This is a genomic window from Blastomonas natatoria, from assembly GCF_003201955.1.
Lineage (GTDB): Bacteria > Pseudomonadota > Alphaproteobacteria > Sphingomonadales > Sphingomonadaceae > Blastomonas > Blastomonas natatoria.
On the sequence record NZ_QJJM01000024.1, the window covers coordinates 1 to 24052 of the forward strand.

21 protein-coding genes and 2 pseudogenes are annotated in these 24052 nt (G+C 61.4%); 18 read left to right on the plus strand and 5 right to left on the minus strand.

The genetic code is table 11. The features are described from left to right. Window positions 1-91: 91 nt before the first annotated feature. Window positions 92-433, minus strand: a pseudogene (locus C7451_RS18600) (IS110 family transposase); the annotation flags it as partial. 199 nt (window positions 434-632) lie between these two features. On the opposite strand from C7451_RS18600, the gene C7451_RS18605 reads away from it, so the two are divergent. From C7451_RS18605 to C7451_RS18635, 7 genes are all read left to right on the plus strand, one after another. Beyond that, window positions 633-1658: an IS110 family RNA-guided transposase gene (locus C7451_RS18605; protein WP_110300383.1), complete on the plus strand. Its 1026-nt coding sequence runs from the start codon at window positions 633-635 to the stop codon at window positions 1656-1658. A 254-nt stretch (window positions 1659-1912) separates the two neighbouring features. Then, window positions 1913-2521 carry a DUF6927 domain-containing protein gene (locus tag C7451_RS18610; RefSeq protein WP_110300384.1) on the plus strand — a complete coding sequence of 203 codons (609 nt, stop codon included), beginning with the start codon at window positions 1913-1915 and terminating at the stop codon, window positions 2519-2521. A 16-nt stretch (window positions 2522-2537) separates the two neighbouring features. Beyond that, a complete protein-coding gene (locus C7451_RS18615; RefSeq protein WP_110300385.1) occupies window positions 2538-2738 on the plus strand; it encodes a hypothetical protein in 201 nt (66 codons plus the stop codon). Between the two features lie 95 nt (window positions 2739-2833). Further along, window positions 2834-3088 (plus strand): type II toxin-antitoxin system Phd/YefM family antitoxin, encoded by a 255-nt coding sequence (locus C7451_RS18620; RefSeq protein ID WP_110300386.1) that lies wholly within the window; start codon window positions 2834-2836, stop codon window positions 3086-3088. Then, on the plus strand, window positions 3085-3351 hold the full coding sequence (locus C7451_RS18625) for a Txe/YoeB family addiction module toxin (RefSeq protein WP_110300387.1): 267 nt from the start codon (window positions 3085-3087) through the stop codon (window positions 3349-3351). The genes C7451_RS18620 and C7451_RS18625 overlap by 4 nt, the downstream gene beginning before the upstream one ends. Before the next feature lie 117 nt (window positions 3352-3468). Further along, complete coding sequence (locus C7451_RS18630) at window positions 3469-3819, plus strand: antitoxin Xre/MbcA/ParS toxin-binding domain-containing protein (RefSeq protein WP_110300388.1); 351 nt, start codon at window positions 3469-3471, stop codon at window positions 3817-3819. A gap of 4 nt (window positions 3820-3823) precedes the next feature. Then, window positions 3824-4318 carry an RES family NAD+ phosphorylase gene (locus C7451_RS18635; RefSeq protein WP_110300389.1) on the plus strand — a complete coding sequence of 165 codons (495 nt, stop codon included), beginning with the start codon at window positions 3824-3826 and terminating at the stop codon, window positions 4316-4318. A 7-nt stretch (window positions 4319-4325) separates the two neighbouring features. Here C7451_RS18635 and C7451_RS18640 read toward each other — a convergent pair whose 3' ends face one another. After that, a complete protein-coding gene (locus tag C7451_RS18640; RefSeq protein ID WP_110300390.1) occupies window positions 4326-4823 on the minus strand; it encodes a hypothetical protein in 498 nt (165 codons plus the stop codon). A gap of 67 nt (window positions 4824-4890) precedes the next feature. Between C7451_RS18640 and C7451_RS18645 the strand changes: the two genes are divergently transcribed. Continuing rightward, on the plus strand, window positions 4891-6177 hold the full coding sequence (locus C7451_RS18645) for a hypothetical protein (protein ID WP_110300391.1): 1287 nt from the start codon (window positions 4891-4893) through the stop codon (window positions 6175-6177). A gap of 47 nt (window positions 6178-6224) precedes the next feature. After that, the gene (locus C7451_RS18650; protein ID WP_062344724.1) at window positions 6225-6860 is read left to right on the plus strand and encodes a DUF7007 domain-containing protein; all 636 of its coding nucleotides are present in this window, start codon (window positions 6225-6227) and stop codon (window positions 6858-6860) included. Here the strand turns inward: C7451_RS18650 and C7451_RS19860 are convergent. Then, window positions 6817-7335, minus strand: a complete 519-nt coding sequence (locus tag C7451_RS19860; RefSeq protein ID WP_146215428.1) for a hypothetical protein — start codon at window positions 7333-7335, stop codon at window positions 6817-6819. The two genes, C7451_RS18650 and C7451_RS19860, sit on opposite strands and share 44 nt — an antisense overlap. Before the next feature lie 5 nt (window positions 7336-7340). On the opposite strand from C7451_RS19860, the pseudogene C7451_RS18660 reads away from it, so the two are divergent. After that, a pseudogene (locus C7451_RS18660) lies at window positions 7341-8081 on the plus strand (IS3 family transposase); the annotation flags it as partial. Window positions 8082-8380: 299 nt separating this feature from the next. Here the strand turns inward: C7451_RS18660 and C7451_RS20335 are convergent. Next, entirely contained in the window at window positions 8381-8572 is a 192-nt protein-coding gene (locus tag C7451_RS20335) for an Abi family protein (protein WP_279629511.1), read from the minus strand. A 173-nt stretch (window positions 8573-8745) separates the two neighbouring features. Beyond that, window positions 8746-8970, minus strand: coding sequence for a DUF2188 domain-containing protein (locus tag C7451_RS18670; protein ID WP_066209159.1), 225 nt, complete (start codon window positions 8968-8970; stop codon window positions 8746-8748). A gap of 34 nt (window positions 8971-9004) precedes the next feature. Here C7451_RS18670 and C7451_RS18675 point away from each other — a divergent pair, with 34 nt between their 5' ends. From C7451_RS18675 to C7451_RS18710, 8 genes are all read left to right on the plus strand, one after another. Continuing rightward, complete coding sequence (locus tag C7451_RS18675) at window positions 9005-10363, plus strand: helix-turn-helix domain-containing protein (RefSeq protein WP_066110798.1); 1359 nt, start codon at window positions 9005-9007, stop codon at window positions 10361-10363. After that, entirely contained in the window at window positions 10363-10875 is a 513-nt protein-coding gene (locus C7451_RS18680) for a PIN domain-containing protein (protein WP_066110799.1), read from the plus strand. The genes C7451_RS18675 and C7451_RS18680 overlap by 1 nt, the downstream gene beginning before the upstream one ends. 84 nt (window positions 10876-10959) lie before the next feature. Continuing rightward, entirely contained in the window at window positions 10960-12693 is a 1734-nt protein-coding gene (locus C7451_RS18685; RefSeq protein ID WP_066110801.1) for a site-specific DNA-methyltransferase, read from the plus strand. A gap of 1 nt (window position 12694) precedes the next feature. After that, entirely contained in the window at window positions 12695-15361 is a 2667-nt protein-coding gene (locus C7451_RS18690) for a DEAD/DEAH box helicase (RefSeq protein WP_110300393.1), read from the plus strand. A gap of 413 nt (window positions 15362-15774) precedes the next feature. Continuing rightward, window positions 15775-18423, plus strand: coding sequence for a PD-(D/E)XK nuclease family protein (locus C7451_RS18695; RefSeq protein ID WP_110300394.1), 2649 nt, complete (start codon window positions 15775-15777; stop codon window positions 18421-18423). Continuing rightward, window positions 18423-21833 (plus strand): UvrD-helicase domain-containing protein, encoded by a 3411-nt coding sequence (locus C7451_RS18700; protein WP_110300395.1) that lies wholly within the window; start codon window positions 18423-18425, stop codon window positions 21831-21833. The genes C7451_RS18695 and C7451_RS18700 overlap by 1 nt, the downstream gene beginning before the upstream one ends. Before the next feature lie 288 nt (window positions 21834-22121). Continuing rightward, window positions 22122-22349 carry a thermonuclease family protein gene (locus C7451_RS20340; RefSeq protein ID WP_231726853.1) on the plus strand — a complete coding sequence of 76 codons (228 nt, stop codon included), beginning with the start codon at window positions 22122-22124 and terminating at the stop codon, window positions 22347-22349. Window positions 22350-22425: 76 nt separating this feature from the next. Beyond that, window positions 22426-23622: a phospholipase D family protein gene (locus C7451_RS18710; RefSeq protein ID WP_066110808.1), complete on the plus strand. Its 1197-nt coding sequence runs from the start codon at window positions 22426-22428 to the stop codon at window positions 23620-23622. The last annotated feature ends 430 nt before the right edge of the window (window positions 23623-24052 follow it).

The window sequence follows — 24052 nt, forward strand, 5'->3', positions numbered from 1 at the left end:
TGCGCGACGCCCCATATCGGAAAATCGAAGAAGCAACCGGCAGACGATCCACTTATCTGTTGCCAATCGCTGTTCAGACTAACCCGGCCACCTCTCTCTTCACGGCCACATAATGAATGTTCGGGCGCAGCGCAGCCTCAGCTATCGCTACTGCGTCTGCCGCATCATTCTTCTGCCGCTTGACGAATGGCTTGACGTAAATCGGAGGTATCAGGCGAACCTCGTGGCCGAGCCTTTCCGCAAATCGGCCCCAAAAATGGCTGGTTGCGCATGCCTCCATCGCAACGATACAAGGCGCCTGCTCGCGCAAGATGGTCTCGAGCTTTGCGCGCGAAACCATCCGGTTGAATAGAACCGCCCCTCCCAGGGCTGTACCGCAGACCTGGAAGCTGCGCTTCGCAAGGTCGATCGCGAGAATGTGGACGTCGGTCATGTGCTCCTCCTTCTACAGCGCACCGTCGCGCTGGTCTGGCATCTTACGATGCCGTCGACGGGGGCATCCACATGGGGTAATCGCGGGAAGCGAGTCGCCCCCTTCAGCAGGACATGGATCGGGGTGGCTGTTCCCCGATAAGATGAAAATACGGGCTCATGGCGTGGTGCCGGGCCCAAGCATCTGATGGAGAACAGCCATGGGAGAGTATATCGGTCTTGACGTCTCGATGAAAGACACTGCGATATCGGTGCGGTGTGATGGCAAGCGGGTCTGGCGAGGCAAGTGCGCTTCAGATCCGGAGGCGATCGCGCGAACGATCAGGAAGCACGCACGAGAACCGGAGCGGGTCATCTTTGAAACCGGCCCTCTATCAGTCTGGTTCTACCACGCCCTTCAGTCCGCAGGGCTACCCGTCATCTGCGTCGATGCGCGCCATGCCAAAGCGGCGCTCGACATGGCCGCCAACAAGACCGACGCCAATGATGCCGACGGGCTGGCCCATCTGGCCGAGGTAGGCTTCTACCGTGAGGTCAGGGTCAAGGGCTTCGACAGCATGCTGACCCGCACCCTGGTGGCAGCCCGAACCAAACTGGTCAGGATCCAGACCGAGCTCTCAAACCAGATCCGCGGCTTGATGAAGACGTTCGGTCTGGTCTTGCCGGCAGGCAAAGGCAGCACCTTCGAGACGAATGTGCGCGGCCGGCTTGATGAAAACCCCGAACTTGCCGCGATCATCAAACCCTTGCTCGAGGCCTGGTGCAGCATCCGCCTGCGCGCTGCTGAGCTGACCAGACGGCTTATCAATGACGCTCGCCAGAGCGAGGCCTGCCAGCTGCTCATGTCGATCCCTGGCGTCGGCGTCGTCACTGCCTCGGCCTTCGCCACCGCAGTCGAAGATCCGGCTAACTTCCGATCGTCGCGCTCCGTCGGAGCCTGGCTCGGCCTGACCACACGACGATACCAATCCGGTCAGGTCGACTACAACGGCCATATCTCGAGGCGCGGCGATCATCAGGTCCGAAGCCTTCTCTTCGAAGCGGCCTGCGTTATCCTGACCCGCAGCACGGCCGACAGCGCCCTGCGAGACTGGGGCCTCAAACTTCGAGAGCGCATCGGCTTCAAGCGCGCCGCGGTCGCGGTGGCCAGAAAGCTTGCCGTTATCATGCATGCCATGCTGAAATCCGGAGAGATGTTCGATCGAAAGGTCGTCACTCCGGCGTAAGAGCTTCGACGGCGAGCAGCCGTCGAGCGAACCCGTCCCTGCCGGGACGTGGGCTGAGCCATTCCGCTTGATGGGATGCACCGGACTTCTGCCGAGTGCGCCGTCCACCTAGGAAGGCTCCGTCCTGCGAAGACCCACCGTGCGGCGGCGCATGCCGACCGCGAAGACGACCCTGAACCCGGCATACGGTCAGCTCAGAAACTGCTTGCCAAACAGCACGCGATTAGACGACCCCATCAGGTCAATGGCTTTACATGCACCGTGCCGGGATGGGGGGCTTCGACACTCCCAAGGCCTATCTCGACAATCAGCTCACATGGGAGCGCGAGAATGAAGAAACCGGCACCTTCGAAGGATGCCGGATCATCAGAAGCGTGTCCACAACCGGGGTCTATTACGCGGCTGTCCAGCGCTATGGACCGAACAACCAGACCCACGCCATCTCCGCGGTGATCTGTCTGGTCCGCTGGAACCCCAAGGCCGCAGACGGCCTCCTGTTCGGCTACAAGGACATGGATGAAAACTCCGGGCCGGTGGAGGCCGGGTGTCCCAAAAGTATCCTCGAGGAACTGGGACCAACCAATCACCCTTATGCCCTCGACTGGCGCAACCGGTGCTACCGCCATCTGCGGCTGAAGGAACGCAAGATCGCCGATGGCGACATGATCCGGCTGCCTGAACCCATGAAGTTCACCGACGGGAGCGAACACGCCGAATTCAGGGTGACAAAGCGCGGCGCGAAGATTGAACTCAGCACGCCCGATGGGCGAGGCCGGTTCCGCATCAGCAGATTGATGGAACGCCGGTTCGAAGTCGTGACCCCCAAGCGTGCGCCGCGCACGTTCTTCCCGGCAAGGCCGTAACGCTCGGGAGGTGACCATGCTGCCTCAGAGCCTCGATCCCAGAAGGGCGATCCTGTGCGGACGCGCCAATGCCGAGCGCCTCGCCATCCGGATGACAGCAAATTCCGGGCAGAGCCATGCCGTGGTCAGGACGAACAGCAAGCTCCAGCCCTTCTGCGTTTTGCCGACAGACGAGGGCTTGCGCGGTGCGATCGAGCTGCAGGTCGTTGAGCTGTAGGTTGATCGGCAGAGAATGGGTTCGCTCCCTTCACCGTTTATTCAAGCTTGCAATTGTACCAAAACCGGTACAATATTCCTCCAAAGGATGAAGCTATGGACGTCGTCAGCTATTCGGAAGTTCGCGCCAATCTGAAAGGCATTATGGACCAGATCGTTAACGATCGGACTCATGTCGTGGTCACGCGGCAGAAGGCCGAGTCGATCGTGATGGTCTCGCTGGAAGACTGGAATGCGATCGAGGAGACGATGTACCTCTTGTCCAATCGAACCAATGCAGACCGGCTCCGGCAGTCGATCGAGCAGCTTGATGGGCAAGGCGGTAAAGAGCGCAGGCTGATTGAGCCTTGAAGCTGGTCTTTGCCGACAATGCCTGGGAGGATTATCTTCACTGGCAGCAGGCCGATGAGAAAATTCTTATCCGCCTCAATGACCTGATTAAAGAATGCCAGCGAACACCGTTCAAGGGAACCGGGAAGCCTGAACCGCTCAAAGGATCATTAGCGGGTTGGTGGTCGCGGCGGATTACCAAGGAGGATCGCCTTGTTTATCGCGTAACCGGCAAGGGTAGCGATCAACAGCTGGAGATTGCCCAGTGCCGGTTTCACTATTGAACCGGGTTGGTATGAGGGCGCCGTGCCCGGAGAGGTCACCGAATTCGATGCGCCACCATTACCTTGATCGCCGCATTGATTGACGCTATATAGCGTCAATCACCGTGGAGCATTGCAATGGCGATCCAGAACTACGCTGACAATGGCGCGTTTGCCCCGCGCAAGATCGTAGAGGCGCTGCGGACGACCAGCGACGAACTCGCACGCTCGCTGGGCCTCGGCAAGGATGCGATCCAGCGCAAGGACCGGATCGCGTCCGACCGGACGCAGCGCCGCCTTCGCCAGATGGTCGAGGTGCTCAACAAGGTCGAGCCGCGCTTTGGCTCGGCGTTGCTGGCCTATGCCTGGTACCGCTCGGAACCGCTGCCCGGCTTCTCGGGCCAGACCGCCATGCAGCTGGTGCAAAGCAACCGGGCCGACGACGTGCTGACCTATATCGACGCGGTCGACGCCGGCGTCCACGCCTAGCCCAATGCATTTTACCGGGCTGCTCTACCGCGCCCACAATCCGGTTTGGTCCCGCGAACCCCTCTCAGGGGAGGGGGCGGCCCGGTTTGGTGGACGGTTCAATCGCATCGGGCGCATCGCGCTCTATACCTCCCTCGCCCCTGAGACCGCGCTGCGCGAGGCCAATCAGGTTGGCACGCTGCAGCCCACCACGCTGGTCGCCTATCAGGCCGACATCGGACCGTTGCTCGATGGCCGCGATGCGGCTGCATTGCGGCCTTTCGGTATCGCACTGGCTGAGCTTGCCGACCCGGCGTGGCGCGATCGGATGCTCTCAGGTAAGCCGGTCCCGACGCAAGACCTCGCGGAGGCCGCGATCGCGCAAGGCTATGCCGGCATCGTCGTCCCGAGCTACGCCCGGGGTGCCCCCGCGGACGCGCTCAATCTGGTCCTATGGGACTGGGACGGGCGCATCACGCTTGTTGATGACGACGACCGGCTTGGCCTTCGCAATAACTGATGGCCGTTTATTCCTCGATCATCCCTCCGAGACCGGGATCGAGATACCACGATGGGCCTTCGGTAAAGTCGGCATTGCGGGCAGGAACAGGGCCATCAGGCTCTGACGAGACGTAAGGGTTGACCATCGGCGCAGGGCGCTGGCCCGAGCGCAGAAGGTGGCCCGAGATCTGGCAGCGCGGCCCGAGGAGCCCGAAAAGCCATTCGAGATCGTCGAGCATCTGGACAACTCCGCGCCCTGCCAGCGCATAGTACAGGCAGCGCTGATAGTCATCGCAGTGGCAGGACAGGATCTGCGTCAGCCGAGACTTGGCATTGGGCAGGCCCTGAAAGACGCCCTGCAAGGTCTCATAGAGCTCGCGCGCCGAGTAATAGGCATCGAAGGGCTCCACTCCGATCGAGGCATTGGCGAGCATGCGCTTGGTTGGACGGCAATTCGGATCAAGTGCCGCGTCGCGCAGCGTGATATCGAGGTCGAACTTGCCGATATCAAAGACCTTGTTCATTATTCATGGGCTCCTGCAGACTATGAACATACCGTGAACAAACGACAGGGTCAAGGCGTCATCATGCATGTGGCTGGTAGGTAAGGACACCACAGGAAAGACCGGCAGGGTCGCCATCAGTGACGAGCTGAAGGCTGCGCTGGTGCGCTGGTATACAGGCCGGGGCAGCGAAGCCGACCACCGCGCTTGCGTCTCACTGGTCTCCACCGCGCGAGAGAACCACAAGTGGATCGCCTGCGATTGCCTTGGGGCAGAGCGGCCACCGCCGCTGATGAGCGCGGCCTATCTCAGTTTTCAGGAAACCTATTACCTCCGGCGTCTTACTTCACGGCCAGGCCACGATTCAGGTTGCCCGTTTCATCTGCCGCAGGCGCCACCGCGCATCCGCGAGACCGTGAAGGATTCGCTCTATGCCATCGGCCTGCCAAAAGGCCTGTTCAGCGCACACCAGAAGGCCCCGGAGAAGCTTGCACAGAGGCCAGAGGACATAGAGCCTGACGACCGCTCACGCGGCGTCGCCATACCGCGCCTCGGCAAGCTGCTCTGGCTGCTGCTCGAGCGAGCAGGATCGAACATCCTGCGCGAATTACCGCCCAGTGGCAGGCGCGCAGGCTCGATCAGCGAAGAAATGCGCCACCTCAAGCGCGCCGCTCAGGGCCTCGACATCGCGCCGGGCATCCGGCTGTCGGATCATCTCCACACCAACGCGATCGATTACGAGAAACGGCGGGTCCATGCCCGATTGCGGGCTGCGGCCGAGACCTGGCCGCCCGAGTTTGCACCGCAGGCCTTTCTGCTTCTCGAAGCGAGCGAGGTCACATCAAGCGAGGTGGTGACGGGGCTAGGAACTGTCGAAATCCGCAATCGCATCCAGCACACCGGGATCATCCGGGCCGAGGTCGAGCCACCCTTTCTCGTGCTGGCCGTCGTCGGCGAGCATAGTCGGCGCGAAGGATACCTGGCGCTGCGCGCCTATGCCCAGCCTGTCTTCAGCGGGAACCAGTTCGTGCCCGCCGAGCGTGAACACGATCGCGACGTGCTGCGCGCGCTCCAACAGGCCCAGTATGAACTGCGCCGTCTCGGTGTCAGGATGGCGGTCAAGAAGGTCCTCTTTGACATAACGCTGGCTGCGGGGTCGGCGAGGCCGGATTTCCTGGTGGCGCTGCTCGATGAGCATAGCGGGGTGGAATGCAAGTTCGCGCTCCAGATCCTGCAGTCGGATGATGCCGACTATCTTGAGCTGCGCAGCATCGAGCGCGAGCGTCTCGGTCAGGCCGGGCTTGTCGTATCCATGGCCGTCAGCAGCGTAACGCCTGAGGCAATTATCAGCCAAGCCCGCCGCCTTCTCGAGTGAAGGGGAGGGGGAGGATGTGAGCGAACCGGAAGAAGGAGAGTTCGCTCATGACATGCTTTGCTCCGTCGCCGCGCCCATCGACATCGATCTGGGGTGCTGTCCAACAGGCCGATCAGCTTGGCCCCGGGATTTGGTCGGTGATGACCGCCAGCCACGGCGGCATCATTCTGTCCGATCAGAGACAGGCCGCCATGCCGTCAGCGCTACAGATCGACGGAGGGTCCTACGAAGAAGACTGCGATTGGGCGCTCCCGATCCTTGCCTTTTCCAGCGAGCTTGATGGGCAGGGCTCCTGCTCTGCAGGCTTTCTGCAGCTTGCCCGCGATACCGCCAAATGTTGGCATCCGGACCGCTTCAGTGCCTTTACCGGCGAGGCTGTCGAGGAGAATGCCTCCACGATCCTGCGGACGCGTAAGGCCTACATCGCCGCCATCGGCGAGTTCTGCGTCACCAGCGCCTGGGGCGATTGGGCCGAATGGGTGCCGGAAGGCAAGGTTGGCGTGATTGCCCGGCAAGTCGAGCGCGTCGATCACATTGGCCGGCCAACCTATGGCGAGGCTGAGGTCTGCGCGCTGATCGCGAAGGACCTCTACGCCGCGCGCGGCGAGGTCACAGCGCTGCGGGATACGGCGCACGAGATCATTCCGATGCCCGAGGCCCTGCGACCGAAACGAGTGGGCTGAAGAGCAGGCCGAGGACCGCCCGGCTCTGGCCAGGCATCGATCCGCCGATCTGAAGGGAAGGGGGAGCCTTGGCGGCAAGACCTACCATGCCCGGCTCGATATCGGGGCCACCCCGGGACTTGCCCTTGTGCTCCCGGCGCGCAAGGAATTCGTCGAGAACGCCGCATTTGCGGCGCTGCAGACAGCGTGCAAGCGCACGATCTATGCCGCGCTGGCGCACAGAGGCCAGCACCGGCTTTCCTTCGAGAACTGGAAGGAAGCGCGCGATCTGGGGGTCGCCCTGCCGGAGGCCGACCCCTGCCTGCCCCGCTGGCATGCGGCCATCGCGGAGAGCGACAACGTCAATGTCGAGTATGAGGAAGTCGTAGCAGGTGCGGACACGATCCTTGTCGCGGATCTCGAGCCCGATATTGCACAGGGACTGGAGCGCGCGCTGCGCGAGCACCCTTTGCGCCCACACCTCGTCGAGAACCATCCCGCAAGCGTGTCCACGACGACAGCTCCGGCCTCTATGGCACGCGCAAGGTCTGGCACCAGATGCGCAGAGAGGGAGCGACAGTAGCCAAATGCACGATCGAGCGGCTGATGCGCGCCATGGGCTTGGCAGGGGTAAGGCGCGGAAAGACTTGCGTGACGACCGTCAGCAATCCCAAAGCTCCATGTCCGCTCGACAAGGTGAACCGGGAGTTCCGCGTCAGCCGGCCGAACGCGTTGTGGGTGGTCGACTTCACATATGTCCATAGCTGGGCGGGCTTTGTGTATGTCGCCTTTGTGATCGACGCATACGCGCGACGGATCGTTGGCTGGAAAGTCAGCACCGCACCCACCGCCAGCTTTGTCCTGGATGCTCTGGAACAAGCGATCCACGCCCGACAGCCCAGTCCGGAAGATGGGCTGATCCATCACAGCGATCGCGGCGTTCAATACCTGGCTATGAATTACACCCAGCGCCTGGCGGAAGCAAAGCTGGTGCCTTCTGTCGGCAGCGTCGGCGATTCCTATGACAACGCCTTGGCCGAAACCATCAATGGCCTCTACAAAGCCGAGGTCATATGGCGCCAACGGTCATGGCCGAGCGCATCGGCGGTCGAGATGGCGACCTTGAACTGGGTCGAATGGTTCAACAACCATCGCCTCTTCGGCCCCATCGGATACATCCCGCCCGCCGAAGCTGAGGCCAATTACTATGCAACCGTTGAGACCCTCGATATGGTCGCATGACTCAAACGAAACAGCCTCCAGAAAACCCGGGGCGCTTCAGATCATCGCCACACGGGCTTTGACTGCCAGTCTTCGGGAAAGCCCATCGCCGCCAGATCACCCGTCGGATGCGAGAGAATGTGTGCTTTAGTTTCCCAAGCCCAACGGGAATCCGGCGCCACATTCCGCATCACCTGATTGATCGTGCTGATGGTGTTGTAAAGCTTCGCCGGTGGGCGTTCACCGACCGAGTGGTCCAGCGAAAGCTGCAGATCTCTTGGTTTGCTGGGTAGTCGCGGACAGAACAAGAAGCTCCGGTTTCAGAGCCGACCGTGGTGAGCGCAGATGTTCCGAACGTCGACAAGGCGTCGGACGAAAGGCACCAGCACCGTTTCGGTGAGCCCGAGAGGCACAGCAATCCGATTGCGTAGCGAACAGTCCGCAAGGCTCGAGTACCAGCGTGAGAGCTGACCAAACGGCATCATTTCAGCCACCATCCAAACCGGCGGCAGCTGGGGCCTCTGTTAGGGTGAATGAAAATGGCTGGCTTTCAGCGATGCCTTGCCCATATACAAAAGACGCTGCCCGAGTGACTAGCACGGGCAGCGTCTCAGACACCGTCAGCTGAAGTCCGTTTCGCATCGTGCGTCAGCTACCGGCTGAGGGAAGCCGCAAGGCTTCCCTCTCACCCCCGCGGCGGGAAGGGATCGTTACCGTAGCTGTTACGCTCACGGATCAGATTGTTCCTGCCATGGATGAGGACTTCGCTGCTCTGGTTGCGAGCTATCTCAGTCGCACGCGCGATCGCTTCGCGCTGCGTGCCGAAATGCGCCGTATCACGGCTGTTTCCCGCCCCCAGGACTGCCCAGTCGTTACCGCGACGGACCACATGCTGGTTTTTGCCTGCCATTCTAATCACCCCCTTTCGGTTTGGCAGGAGTGATATGGAATTGGTCAATCGAACATTCAAGGAAGAAATTGACATTTTTGTTCGATTGAGTATATTGCAGGTAAGAAACCCCCCGGAGAGACTGCCTTCCTCCGGCAGTGAGGAGATCGACATGTCCAACCCAGAACTAGCCCGCAGGCTGCGGGAAGCGCGAGAGCTTGCGAGCGTTAGCCAGCAAGCTGCGGCGGATCATGTCGGCATTCCTCGTACCGCCATCACTCAGATCGAAGCGGGCAACAGGCTTGTCTCTACCCTGGAGCTGAGCAAGCTGGCCGAGCTTTATCGCCGTTCCATCTCGTGGTTCTTAGCCGACGTGCAGCAGCATGACGATGACGTGCTTGTCGCACTGCATCGACTTGCGCCGGGTCTCCAAGAAGATGATGGCATCCGCTTCCAGGTGGATCGCTGCGTCTCGCTTTGCCGGGAGGGCGTGAATTTGGAGAAGATTCTCGGACGCGAAGAACGCCCAGTGCCGCCGGTTTATCAGGAACCCGCACCAAATTCGGTTTGGGAGGCGGTGCGGCAAGGGCATAAGGTCGCCGATCAAGAGCGCCGCCGTCTAGGGCTGGGCAGCTCCCCGTTGCCAGATTTGGCTGAGCTTATGGTGGATCAAGGCATTTGGGCCTCAGGTGCCAATCTGCCGGGCACGATGTCTGGCCTGTTCCTGCATCATCCGAGCATCGGCATGGCTATTCTCGTCAATGCGCAGCATCCGCGTGCGCGGCGCCGGTTCTCCTACGCGCATGAATATGCGCATGCGCTGTTTGACCGCGATCGTGTGGCCAATGTCACTACGACCGACAATCGCGTAGAACGGGTGGAGCAGCGCGCGAACGCCTTCGCTTCTGCTTTCCTCCTCCCAGCAGAAGGCATCGACGATGAATTGCGCCAGCTCGGTAAGGGGCAGCCTTCCCGTGGTGACGTGCTTGTCTTTGATGCAGCGACGGGCGGTAGCATCGAGGGGCAGGCGCGGCCCGCACCCAACTCCCAGACTATTGGCTTTCAAGACGTGGCCTATATCGCCCATCGCTTCGGCGTGAGCTACGAAGCTGCTACCTACCGCCTGAAAAGCCTTCGTCGCATCAGCCAAGCGGAAAGCTTGGAGCTACTTACGTCGGCCATGCAAGATGCAGGGCGCGACTATCTCAGGGCGCTTGAGCTACTTGATGATTTGGAGGGCACGGACACGCCGCAGCGGGGCACCCGCGAGCTCCGTAGTCGTATCGCGCATCTTGCCATCGAAGCCTACCGCCGTGGGGAAATCTCCCGTGGGCGGTTGCTCGACCTGAGCAAGGCCCTCGAAATCGAAGGCCGCCAACTCTTCGACCTGGCTGAGGTGGCCCGCTCTGCGTGATGGTCATTCCTGACGCCATCCTCGTGACGGACACCTCCGTTTTGGTCAATTTCCTCCGCATTGATCGGATGGAACTGCTAGGCGCATTGCCTTGCCGCTTCATTGTGACCGACCATGCCGCAGGCGAGCTGACAGACTTCTATCCGGAGCAGGTGGAGCGTTATCAAGCAGCCGTAGCCGCTGGCCACGTTGAGGACTGCACCGTCACAGACGAAGCTGCGCTCAGCATTTTCGGACGGCTGACGGGCACGACACGTCTGGGTGTTGGTGAAAGCGCCACGATTGCGCATGCCATGGTGACAGGAGCGGGGGTGGCGATCGATGACAGACGTGCCATCAGCGAGGCACAGCGGATCGCCGAAGGATTGGTGATCGTACGCACCGCCGACCTCATGGTACGCATGATAGAGCTGGCCATGCTGACCCTCGCGGAGGCCGACGCGATCAAAGACGATTGGGCTGCCAATCATCGCTTTCGCATTCCAGTCGCCAGTTTTGCCGAGATGATGTAGCCTCTCGTTCTTGGCACTCATAAATCGTGCATTTGTAATGAATTAATGCCCGCCATACCAGCTGGCGGATCAGAAGGGGCAACAATGCCGTCGTTGAATTGGATTGGGAAAGAGGCAGTAGAGCACCACCACAAGGAAGTGCCGTACAGGCTTGTTCACTGCGACGGCGCATTGTCTGCGGGCGATCCCGACGCTGGAAATCTGCTGGTCCATGGTGATAACCTAGAAGCCTTAAAGGCCCTGACACCCTATTACGCCGGCCAGGTGAAATGCATCTACATTGATCCCCCTTACAACACGGGCAACGAGGGCTGGGTCTATAACGACAATGTGGCCTCGCCCGAGATCAAGGCATGGCTTGGCGCTGTTGTAGGGAAGGAGGCTGACGACCTTTCCCGCCACGATAAGTGGCTGTGCATGATGTATCCGCGCCTGCAACTGCTGAAGCAATTCCTCAAGCAAGACGGCGCAATCGCGGTCTCAATCGACGAGAACGAAATTAGTTCGCTGCTGATGCTAATGGACGAGATTTTCGGCAGGCAGAATCGCGTGGGCACCATGGTATGGCAAAAGGGTAAAAAGGGCGACGCGAAGCTGCTGCCCACCGTCCACGAATACATCGTGATCTATGCGCGCAATAAAGCGCTACTCACCGCACGCGAGGTCAAATGGCGGCGGCGCAAAGCTGGCGCCGACGACGTTCTAGGTCACTACCAGTCAATTCGCGAGGCTTTATACCCCGACCATGATGCCATTCGCGCCGAGATGATGAAGTGGTATCGATCACTCGCCAAGGACGATCCTCGCAAGGCTCATAAACACTACAATTGGTCGGATGAGCGGGGGCTTTACTTTGCGGCGGACTTTGCGGGACCAGACGACGGGCGGGAAAGCCGACCGCGTTATGACATTCCCCATCCTGTGACGGAAAAGCCTTGCAAAATCCCATCGACGGGATGGCGGTGGGAAGAAGACACAACCAAAGCAGCCCTCGCTGAAACGCCGCCCCGTATTCATTTTGGCAAGACGCATGCGACCATTCCCTGCCGCAAGAGCTACCTTTTCGAGATAGATAAGGAGCCGCTGCAAAGCGTCTTCTATAAGGATGGGCGCGCTGCAACCCTCCAGGTTGAAGGCCTGCTAGGTGCAGGAGCCTTCCAGTTTCCAAAAGACGTGGACGTGTTGGTCGACCTGTTCAGCGTGTTGACCGACGATGGAGACTTGATCTTGGATAGCTTCGCGGGCTCTGGCTCAACGGGCCATGCTGTTTTCAAGATGAACGCGATGGGACAGGCAAACCGCCGCTTCATTTTGATCGAGATGGATGAGACAACCGCTCCCCAGAAAACCGCGAAGCGCCTCTCGCTGGCAATCTCAGGTTATAGCGAGCAGGTGAAGCCGTTCCGTCAGATCGAGCCGCTTGGTGGCGGCTTCCGTTATTGTAGCCTCGGTGTGCCGCTCTTCAACGAATTCGGTGACATCGACGACGAGGTTTCGTTTCCCGACCTTGCTGCGCATGTGTTCTTCGCTGAAACTGGCGCACCGATCCCGGCCAAAGCCCAAGTGGGTGACTCCTACCTCGGCAAACATGGTGATCGCGTCGTGTATTTGCTCTTCGCCCAGGGGGAAGAGGGCATGCCGCGCGAAGCGCTTGGAAATGTCCTGACGCCCACCGCATTGGCGGCGCTGCCACCACCTCCCGAAGGATTCGACGGCACCCGTGTCGTCTATGCCGAGGGCACGACAGTTTCCGCAGATCGGCTCAAGGCCGAGCGCGTCGTGTTCAAACAGATCCCGTATCAGATTGCGGGGGTGTAAGATGGCCGCCGTCAATTTCGAGTTAAAGGAATATCAGGACCAGGCCCTCAAGGCATTTGGCGGATTCCTTCGCGACACCACGGCAATGGGTGCGAACCTTGCCTTCTATAAAGCCACGAATTTTCCCTATCGCAACGCACCTGCCGTTGCCGAAGGGACGCCGTACCTCTGCCTGCGGATTCCTACCGGTGGCGGAAAAACGCTCGTCGCTGCCCACGCGGTTGGCGTTGCCTCCAGAGAATATCTCCAGACCACCAACCCCATGGTGTTGTGGCTGGTGCCTTCGACCCCGATCCTTGAGCAGACCATTGCCGCTCTGAAAGATGAGGCCCATCCCTATCGGGCGGCCCTTACGGCGGTGTTCAATCGAAATTTCACCGTGATGACCAAGGCCGAGGCGCTGGCTATGCCGCGCGCCGATGCCACGGGCGGCGCCGTAGTGATTGTCTCGACGATCCAATCATTCCGCCGCGAAGACGATAGCGGCAAGGAAAACCCCGACGGGCTGAAGGTATATGAGGACGCAGGCGTCCTGATGGACCACTTTGAAAACCTCAGCGATCAGCAGATGGCAGGGCTCGACCGTATCGAGGGCGGCAGCCGACCCGTCTATTCGCTGTCCAACCTCCTCAAGCTGCACCGTCCCATGGTGATCGTGGACGAGGCGCACAATGCCCGCACCGAACTGTCCTTCAGGACGCTGGCGCGCTTCAATCCGTCGCTCATTCTAGAGCTAACTGCCACGCCGCAGGTCGAGCACGATCCTGCCCGTGACAAGCACGCCTCCAATATCCTGTATTCCGTTTCTGCCGCTGAGCTGAAGGCGGAGCAGATGATCAAAATGCCCATCCGCCTCACCACAGACGCGGATTGGGTCAAGACAGTCGGTGCCGCGCTCGACTGCCAGAAAGCGCTGGAGGAAGCGGCCAAGGCCGAAGCTCTTGAAACAGAAGATTATATCCGCCCGATCATCCTCTTTCAGGCGCAGAGCGCATCCGCCAGCGACCCGCACAGGCTGACCTGGGAAAAGATCGAACAGCATTTGCTGGAGGATCACCGCATCCCCAAGGAGCACATCGCTGTGCACACGGGGCCGCGCAAAGACCTTGATGCCATCAGCAATATCCGCAGCGCTGATTGCCAGGTGCGATACATCATTACCGTATCGAAGCTGAAGGAAGGCTGGGACTGTCCCTTCGCCTATATCCTTTGTTCAGTTGCCGAGCAGGTGTCGCCAGTTGCGGTTGAGCAGATTCTGGGGCGCGTACTGCGGATGCCAGGGGCGCGGCGCAAGCTTCGCGATGCCCTCAACCAGTCCTATGCGTTCATCGTTTCGCGCAGTTTCGACAGCACCGCGCAACAGCTCCGCGACGGATTGGTCGAGGGTGCGGGCTTCAATGCGATCGAGGCCGCGCAGATCGTCACAACGCAGCAACCGCTAGCGCTTTCTGAAATCAACGCCAGCACGCCCTACACTTCAGACCCTTTGCCCGAGCAGACGACCGCGCCAGCGGTCATTGTGGCGGCAATCGACCGCCTGCCGCCGTCGGTCAAATCACGGGTCTCGTTCGACGCGCAAAGCCGTACTCTGGCCTATACAGGCCCGATGACGCGCGACAGCCGCAACCTGCTGCACCTCGCTTTCGCAGCGGTGCCGAACGTGTCAAAAACGATCGACCGCCTGTACGCTAAGACCAACAACTATCAGACTTCAGCTGCCGAAGAGGAGGACAAACCGCCATTCGTGGTCCCTATGCTTGGGTTCCGCAAGCAGGGTGAGCTTCAACTCTTCTCGCAGGAGCATTTCCTCGACCTGCCGTGGCGGCTCGACCAGTGCGACCCATCGCCGATCGCAACGCGGTTCCGCATCGCTGACAATAGCCAAACAGGCGAAATCGACGTGAGCGACAGGGGCAAGGTCGAGATCGCCTTTGCCCGCAGGGTACAAGGCGATCTTGCTGGCATCATTCAAGAGCCAACGTGGAATCTGGCGCGCCTGGCGAACTGGATCGATATGGGCATCGTGCATCCCGACATCACGAAGCCGAGTGCTGTGGTGTTCATCACCCGCGCCATCGAGGCGCTGGTTGCCGCTGGCACTGACATTCAGGTTCTTGCCCGCAACAAGTATGACCTACGCAAAGCTCTTGCAGGGCTGATTACCGAGTTGCGCGGCCAGCGCGAGCAGGGGCAGTATAACGCGCTCTTCGCGTCAAATGCTCAGGACTTCAGCGCGAGCGCTGACCTCTCCATCATCTTCGATGAGCAGACATACGCGCCGAACCAGCCCTACGCAGGCGGTACGAAGTTTAACAAGCACTACACCAGCCTTGTCGGCGACCTTGGTACCACTGGCGAGGAGTTCGATTGCGCGGTCTATCTCGATCGCCACGAGAAGGTCCGCTACTGGATCAGAAACGTCGATCGCAAACGTTCGTCCTTTTGGCTCCAGCTTCCACACGACAAGTTCTATCCCGACTTCGTAGCCATGCTGACCGACGGGCGCATCCTCGCGGTGGAGTATAAGGGCGGCCATCTTTACGATGGCGAAGAGATCAAACGCCATATCGGCAATGTTTGGGCAGAGGCCTCCAATGGGCATTGCCTTTTCTGCATGCCAACCAACCGAGACTATGCGCTGATCGATCGTGTGATCGCTGGCGTTTGACCCGGCAGGGGGCTGCTGCGTTGAACGGTTCAGCGGCCCGACAGGCTACTGCCCAGTTTCAGCAGTTTCGCGTTATGCGTATCGATCGAGAGGCTCCGAACAGTAAGCTCGTCTGGCCGCCACGAGGGGAATCCAGCTCATCGGACAAGCAACTGCTGAACTGCGGCAAAGCAGACGAAATGAGCTTAGCGTACGCTTATAACCAGATTCTGCGATGCCCCCCTTGGCAATGCAAACAACCGTCCCGCTCCAATCCTCACTGGAGGAAACCTCGGGATCAGGTCATCGCAACCAGAATCTTGAAAATCCTGAGGCAGGATCAGGAGTTAAGCACGCATTCGACGCACGCGGCGTTGCTTCCGACTCCCCTTCCATCTACTCTTGCGAACGTTGAACACAGTCGAAAGTATTGCATGCAGCGGCAGACCTATATCGCACACGGTCGTCTCGCATCCCGTGAGATCCGTCTCGACGCCGCACGGCACCAGCACCACGGCACACAGGTCATGCCTTTCGAGCAACTGGCGGCGCGTCTTGCAGGCGGTTTCACGCAGCCGATCGACGCCGAGACGCTGCGCAATGCGATTCAACGCGTGCTACCGGACACTAATCTCGGCGAGCTCGACGCGATTAAGCTCCTGCCCGGCATGGTTGGCGCGACTGCTGACACGCTGCACAAGGTCTGGCGCACGGGGATCGATCTATCGTCACGCGCCAGCGATCATCCCCGCCTTGCGGCAATGGCGACGCTGGAGGAGGCCGTGCTGGCGGTCTTGCCGTCCGCGATGCTCCGCCCGGTCGATTTAGCCTCGCGAGCATTGGCGCGCATTCACCACGCACCCGCTTTGTTCGGCGAGGTCCAAATCCAAGGTATCAGTGAGCTGTCACCATGCTGGCGCGTGCTGCTGTTCGCGCTGGCTGTGAAGACGCGAGTGCGCTGGAACGCTGGCCCGCGCTCAGTCCCGGCCTGGCTCGAGGGATCGGCCGTGGAGGTTGTTCAATCTGAGCCGACGACGCCGCGGGTCGAGGTGGTGAGCGCCGCCAATGGCTATCATGAGGCTATTGAGGCGCTGCGCTGGGCGCGTGAGCTGATTGTTAGCGGAGCGGCCAAGCCGTTCGAGATCGCTATCGCAGCCGCCGCACCCGCCGCCTATGACGACGAGTTCATGGCGCTGCGTGCCGATGCCAATATCGACCTGCACTTCGTTCATAGCATCCGCGTCGTGACCACTCGCGACGGCCAGACCGCCGCCGCGCTTGCCGACATTCTCGTGCGCGGCGTCAACCAGGCGCATCTGCGGCGTCTCGCAACGTTGCTGGCAGGCGCAGGCCCATTCAAGGCTCTTCCGGATGGCTGGCAACGCGTTCTGCCGCCCGAGGCACCCTTGTCCTCCCCCGACGCTTGGGAGCGACTCCTGAGCAGCCTGGCCGCCGAGCGCTGGCCGGACGGCATCGATCATGCCGGCGATTTGCGCGCGATTGTCGAGATGCTCTCGGGCGGTGTTGCGCAGGCAGAAGAGATCGGACGCGCGTTCCTGTCGGGCGGGGCGCTGCGTATCTGGCGCAAGGCGCTGCTTGCGGGAAGCCCGGCAGTGATCGACGTCACGATCGACGCTTTGCGCCAGGAGGATGCTTGCGAGGCATGCGTGTCGGTGGCGTGGATGCCCGCCTCGGCGCTGGCGGCGTCGCCGCGCAAGTTCGTGCGCCTTCTAGGCCTGACCTCGGCCGGCTGGCCGAGGCGGATCTCAGAAGATCGGCTCCTGTCCGATCATATTATCCCGACAGCCGAGCTTGATCCCCTGCCGGTGACCGCCGCCGACCGCCGTGATTTCGAGACGATCCTGTGTACGACCGGCGCGCAGGTCGTGCTGTCGCGGCCGCGTCGGGACAGGGAGGGTCGCCTACTCGGCAAGAGCCCCCTGCTGCGCGGCCAGCCCGAGGCCCGCTATTTGCGCCGCAATCGGCGGCCCGTGCACGCGATGAGCGAAACCGATCGACTGGTGGCGCGTCCGGCCGACTTCGCCGCCACGCAGCAGGCTGCTTCGGCCACATCATGCTGGCAGGATTGGCAACGCTCGGTCGTCACCGCTCATGATGGCCTGGTGCGTCCCAACCATCCTGCGTTGCTGGCGGCGCTCGAACGAGTTCAGTCGGCAAGCTCGCTTGCCAAGCTGCTGCGCAACCCGCTTGGCTTCACCTGGACCTATGCGCTTGGGGTCCGGGCCCCGGAAAGCGCGGTGGAGGCGCTGGTGCTCGATGCCCGGCAAAGCGGCATCCTTCTCCATGACTTGCTCGATCATGCCGTTCGCCTGCTCGAAGGTCAGGGGGGGCTCGCAGCTGCACGCCCTGACCAAATCACCGCCGCGATCGAAACCGCCGCCATAGCAGTGACAAGCCGCTGGCAAAACGAGCAGGCGGTGCCGCCGCAAGTCGTGTGGCGTCGCACGGTCGAGGAAGCTAAGCAGACCGCACTCAACGCCCTACTGCATCTCGAACCGCCGCTCGTGGGTCAGAAAACTTATACAGAAGTACCGTTCGGCGGACAGGCGGCCAAATCCGACGCCGCAATCCCCTGGGATCCAATGACGACCGTCGCCATCGCCGACACAGGCTTCCGTATCTCTGGCTTCATCGATCGTCTCGATCTGTCGGGCGACGCCACCAAGGCACGCGTGATTGACTATAAGGGCGGTAGGATGCCGTCCAAGCCGGTGATCTTGCAAGGCGGCAAGGAGTTGCAGCGCTGCCTGTATGCCTATGCGGTCAAGGCGCTGCTGGGGGACGGCGTGGAGATCGACGCCGCCATTCTCTATCCGCGCGACACCGAGGCGCGTCACCTCGATGCCCCTGCCGAGGTGCTGGAGGACCTTGCCGGACATCTTCGCGCGGCGCGCGCCAGCCTGCTCGCCGGCCATGCGCTCATCGGCGAGGACAATGGCGGCGACTATGATGATCTAAGCTTCGCGCTCCCGGCCAATGCTCTGAACGGCTATTGCCCGCGCAAAATCGAACCGGCCCGCGGTACGCTTGGCGACGCGGCACTCGTTTGGGAGGCGCTCTGATGACTGACGCGACGCCCGTCTTGCGGGACGAAGCCGCCCGCCTCGCCGCGATGACGGCGCATGATCGTTCGATGTTGGTCGAAGCCGGCGCCGGCTCGGGCAAAACGGCAGTCATGGCCGGACGCTTGGCGCTGCTGCTCACTGGTGGCACAGCACCCAAGGCGATTGCGGCGGTGACCTTCACCGAATTGGCTGCGAGCGAACTGCTGGCCCGTGTGCGCGACTTCGTCGACGAACTGCTCGACGGCCGCGTCCCGCGTGAGCTGCGGATCGCCCTTCCGGACGGCCTCTCGGCAGAACAGCGGTCGCATCTTGACGCGGCGGCGGCCGAGATCGACGAAATCACCTGCTCGACTATCCACGGCTTCTGCCAGCGCTTGATCAAGCCTTATCCGGTCGAGGCAAACATCGATCCGGGTGCGTCGCTCATGGACCCGGCGCAAGCAGACATGATCTTCGGCGACATCGTCGACCGGTGGTTGCGCGAGGCTCTCGATGCCGACGACCAGAACTTAGTCGCGGAGCTGGTTTTCCAGAACCCGAGCAAAGCGACCGAACTGATTGCGACGGCAGCTGCGGCGCTGCGCGACAATCGTGTGCTGGTGCCGCCGCCAGTGCCAGCAATCCCTCCGCTAGTGACCGCGTTCGATCATGCAGCAAAGGCCTACCGTGCCTTCGTCGTAGGCACGCCGGCACTGGAAGAGGAGAGCATCGCGAGCGCGCAGGCCTTTGTCGATATGGCAGCGGCGGTGGCGCAGGTCCCGACCGACCAGTCTCCGGCTGCCCTCATCCGGCTTCTGCTATCCACTCCGCACCCGTCGCTGTGCACCGCAAAGGGTACGTTCAGCGTCTACAAGAAGAAAGGGAAGTGGGAGACCGCGGCGAAGGTCGCAGGCCTCTCAAAAGCCGAGGGCGGCGTGCTAAACGCGCGCGCCGAGGAATTGCATCTCGCCTGTACTTATAGCTGGGCGGCGATGCTGCAGGGTGCGGCGTCCCGCGTGCTCGCCGACCTACTCTCCGCGATCCAGCCAATCCTAGAGGACTTCCGCGCCTACAAGCGCGCGGCCGCGCTGCTCGATTTCGACGACCTAATCTTTGCCGCCCGCGATCTCTTGCGCGATCATGATTCCGTACGCACGGCCCTCTCGAGTCGCTACGCTCATGTGCTTGTTGATGAATTCCAGGACACCGACCCGCTCCAGACCGAGATCTTTTGGCGGCTGTGCGGCGATCCGGCACCCGACGCCGATCCGCTCGACTGGGCGGCATACCACATTCGGCCAGGTGCACTGTTCCTCGTCGGCGATCCTAAGCAGGCGATCTACCGTTTCCGCGGCGCCGACGTCGCCGCCTATGTGCGAGCGCGTGAGGCGATCCGAGCGCTCAATCCTCTCGATCTGCTGTCGATCTCGACCAATTTCCGGTCGTGCGCGGCCATTCTCGACTATGTGAACGATCGCTTCGCCCCGCACCTTACCGAGGAGAAGGGCCAGCCAGGCTTCACCCCACTCGACAGCTTCCATCCCGATCATGGCGAGGGCCTTTGCGTGGCGGCGCTCCCGGTCGCGTGCGCCGACGAGGACGGCAAAGCCAAGTCGGCCGTGCAGCGCGACTGCGAGGCGGAGGCGGTCGCGGAGATGTGCAGCCGGCTGATCGGCAGCCAGATCATCGTCGATCGCAAAACTGACACCAAGCGACCGTGTCGGCCAGGCGATATCGCACTGCTCGCACCGGGCGGCACGGAGTTGTGGCGCTACGAGGAAGCGCTGGAGAAGCGCGGCGTGCCGGTCGCGACTCAGGCGGGCAAAGGATTCTACCGTCGGCAAGAAGTGCAGGACCTCATAGCGATCACGCGCGTGCTTGCCGACAGCCGCGACAGCCTCGCGCTCGTGGCGCTGCTGCGCGGCCCGCTTGTCGGCTTGACCGAGGAGCAGTTGCTCGATCTGGTCTGGAGCCAGCCCCGCGATCCCGAGCGTCCCGATGCACTGCCCCGGCTCACCATCCATCTCGATGCCGAATTGATCCCCGACCCGCATGCCCGTGACATCGTCGAGAAGCTGCAGGCGCTCCGGCGCAGGATCAACAGCACGACGCCGCACCAATTGCTCGCCGAAGCGGTCGATCTGCTGCGCGTGCGCCCCGTCTTGCTCCAGCGTCATGGTGGGCAGGCCGAACGCCCGCTCGCCAATGTCGATCTCTTTCTGAGCCTCGCTCAGCCCTATGGCGTCCGCGGACTGCGAACTTTTGCCGATGCGATGACGGCGGCTTGGGAAGGCAAGACGCGCTCGGCGGAAGGTCGACCGGACGCGCAGGAGGAAGCGGTTTCGCTGGTCACGATGCACGCCTCCAAGGGGCTGGAGTGGCCGATCGTCGTGCCTATCAACACGATGACGTTGGGCAACGATGTACGCGATCCCGTCATCGATGGCGATACGAAGACGATTTTCCTGCCCCTCTTTGGGGTAGCGCCCGCTGGCTATGAGGAGGCCAAGGCGGCGGAAGTCGCCGAGCGCGAACGCGAACGACTACGTCTCTGGTATGTGGCGGCAACCCGGGCGCGCGAATTGCTCGTTCTGCCTAAACTCGACGTGCCCCCAGCGAAGAGCAGTTGGAATGGCTTGATGGATTTTGATCTCGACGGCTTGCCGGTAATTGCGATTGATCATCATCCCGAAGGCTTCGACACGATCGACAGCGAACCCGACAATGATCAGACGCGCAAGATCTTCGCGGGCGAAGCAGCGCGCGTGGTCGCGGCGACGCCGAAGCTGCGCTGGGTCGCGCCGAGCCGCGACGAAGATCCGCATGGACCGCTTGAGTTGGCGGCCGAACCGCAGATTGTGGTCGCTGGCCAGGACACACCCGAACCCGAAATGTTAATCACGGTACAGGGCGGTCGCGAGCGCGGGCTTGTCATCCACAAGCTGTTGGAGGAAGTGCTGACTGGCGAGACAGCCGACGATCTGGTCGCGCTCACGGCACGCGCGGGGGATCTGGTCCGGGCGCTTGGAGGCGAGCCCGGCACCGACGCGGGCGCTGGCCTCTCACCGGACGAGATGGCAGGCACGGTCGCGCGCACGCTGGCAATGCCGGATATCGCTGCGTTGCGTCCGCGTCTGATCGCCGAGCTTCCGGTATATGGCATCAGCGAAGAAGATGCCGTCGAACTCGCAACCTTCGGTGTAGTTGACGCGCTCTGCGTGGGCGCGGACGGAACGCCCGAGCTGGTGATCGACTGGAAGAGCGATGTCAGCCCGAGTGTCTCTGCGGCCAATCATTACCGCCAGCAGATTAGCCGCTATCTTGAGGTAACTGGAGTCCCGGTGGGCCTCGTCGTATTCGTCACCACCGGCGAGCTCCTGCAGGTTGCAACGCCGGCGCGCGGGGCGCGGGATACCGCCGTCGTCTAGTCCGATCGGCAGGGAACTCGTGCAACGGGAGGACCATGTTAAAGGGCAGAGCGTGCAAAGCGCTGTCAGACGAGAATTGCAATGACTAATCGGGATCACAACGCACGATATTGTCGCGAGAACCTGACGGTGACGAAACCGGCGGTTGCCTACGACCGCGCCAATCTGAGCGAGCCGGATCGGCGCGGCGCTGCGCAGCCCAACTTTTCACGAGCGCGCAGCGGCTGCGCCTCCGGCGGCTGCCGACTCAGGGGCGGTCGCTCAGATTGGCAGTCTCGGACGTCTTTTGTGCCGAACGTAGAGGCAGAGCTCGGTGAGCGGGCAACCGCACGATCGGTCGACCTGCTCAATGGCGGCTTTAGTCTTCAGGATGCGGATCGAGACGAGGACAAGTACGGTCGCAAGCTACGTGTCGTCACCCGCGATGAAGCGAGCCTTGGCGAGACGCTAATTAGTAAAGGACTGGCGGAGCGCTGGTCGGGCAGACGACGGAACTGGTGCACAGCCGGAGCCTGAATTGAGGGTGGCGACAGATCGCGGGCTCGCTGTTCGAGGGCTGATGGGTAATTCGAGATGATGTGGGGGCGTTACTATGAAGGTCGAATTTCTTAATGCAGCGAAGGTCCACAAGCGGCTCGCGCGGCTCATTCGAGACCATGAAGAGTATCACTGGGCTGTCGCTTGGGCGACGGAGACTGAACTAAGCAAGGACGCATTTGCGAACCGCAATAGGTTCAAAAACGTCGTGATCGGAGTCGACTTCAGTCAGACCGATCCAGCAGTGGTTGACGCTCTGGTTGGTGTTAAGAATGGTCTTGTCGCGACTGAGTTCGCCACCGGCACATATCATCCGAAAGTCTATGGGTTCCGAAGCGCTGACGAGATCGTGGCGATTGTGGGGAGTTCAAACTTCACTCGAGGAGGGCTTGGCCGGAACCTAGAAGGCGCAGTCCAACTGACTGGCAAGGTCGGCGATCAGGCGCTGGACGACATTCTCGAATTCGTTGCGAACTGCCGGAAGTACGGGCGCCCGGCTACGCCGGCATATGCCTCAGCCTATCGGGCGAGTTGGGAACGGGCACGCAAGCTCCCCCGCGCACCTCGCAATCCTGTTTCTGAGCACATGCTGCGGGCTTCCACGAATTTCATGGATATGGAGTGGAGTGAGTACGCTCGGCGGGTTCGAACCGGCGGTCACCATGATGTCGCTGAAAGTCTGGACCTACTAATGGTCGTCCGCAGATGGTTTGCTGCGACCTCCAGCTTCGCCGATTTTTCAGTTTCACAACGCAAAGCGGTAGCCGGCATTGCTGGGCAGCGCGACAAGGACGGGCCCGAGCTGAACCGTGATTGGGGCTGGTTCGGATCGATGCGCGGCGCGGGAGATTTCGCCAACCGCATTTCCGAGAACGACAAGGCGCTCGCCCGCGCGGTTGATGGCATCCCTCGGAGCGGTGAGGTCTCGCGCGAGCAGTACAGTCGTTTCTGCGACGCGTTCACCGAGGCGTTTGCGAATTCCACCCGGACTGGCGGCGTCGCTACGGCGTCACGCCTTTTAGCGATGAAGCGGCCCGACACCTTCCTTTGCATCAGCAAGCCCAATCGGGAGGGCGCTGCGGAAGCCATGGCGTTCACGCGAAAGAACTTAAGCCTAGAAGATTACTGGGAGCAAGTGGTGGAAGTAATCCGCCACTCCAAATGGTTCAACTCACCCAAGCCGGACGGAGCGGATGGCGAACTTTGGGAGGCGCGCGCAGCGATGCTCGATGCAATTTTCTATAGCCCATGAAGCACAGGACCGAAACTTTCATATTCAGGATGAGCCCGAAGGGCGGCGCCTATTGCACGCGTCGTTAGAGGCGACAAGGTCGCTAGCGACCCCTGCAGCTTTGCGCAGGCCGGTCACATGCACTGAACTTGCGGCTTGAGGCACATTTTCGAGAGGCAGCTTGCGACCCAGACCCCATCGTTCAGCACAGGCATTCTGAGCGCCCACTTATGCTGAAACTTGCCGTTGGCTTGTGGCCGATGCCGGCCGCAACAGCCTTGCCTCGAGGCGTTGAAAAGGACGCATCAGGTTTCTCAAAGGTGCCAGTCGTTAACCCGACCCGCTAGCGCGGAACCGTAACCCTGCGGTGAGGGCCGCCTTGCGCTGATTTGCTGACGTGCCGAGAAGGCACCGGTGCAAGCGCTGGTGCTTGCACCGGTGTTAGAGACGG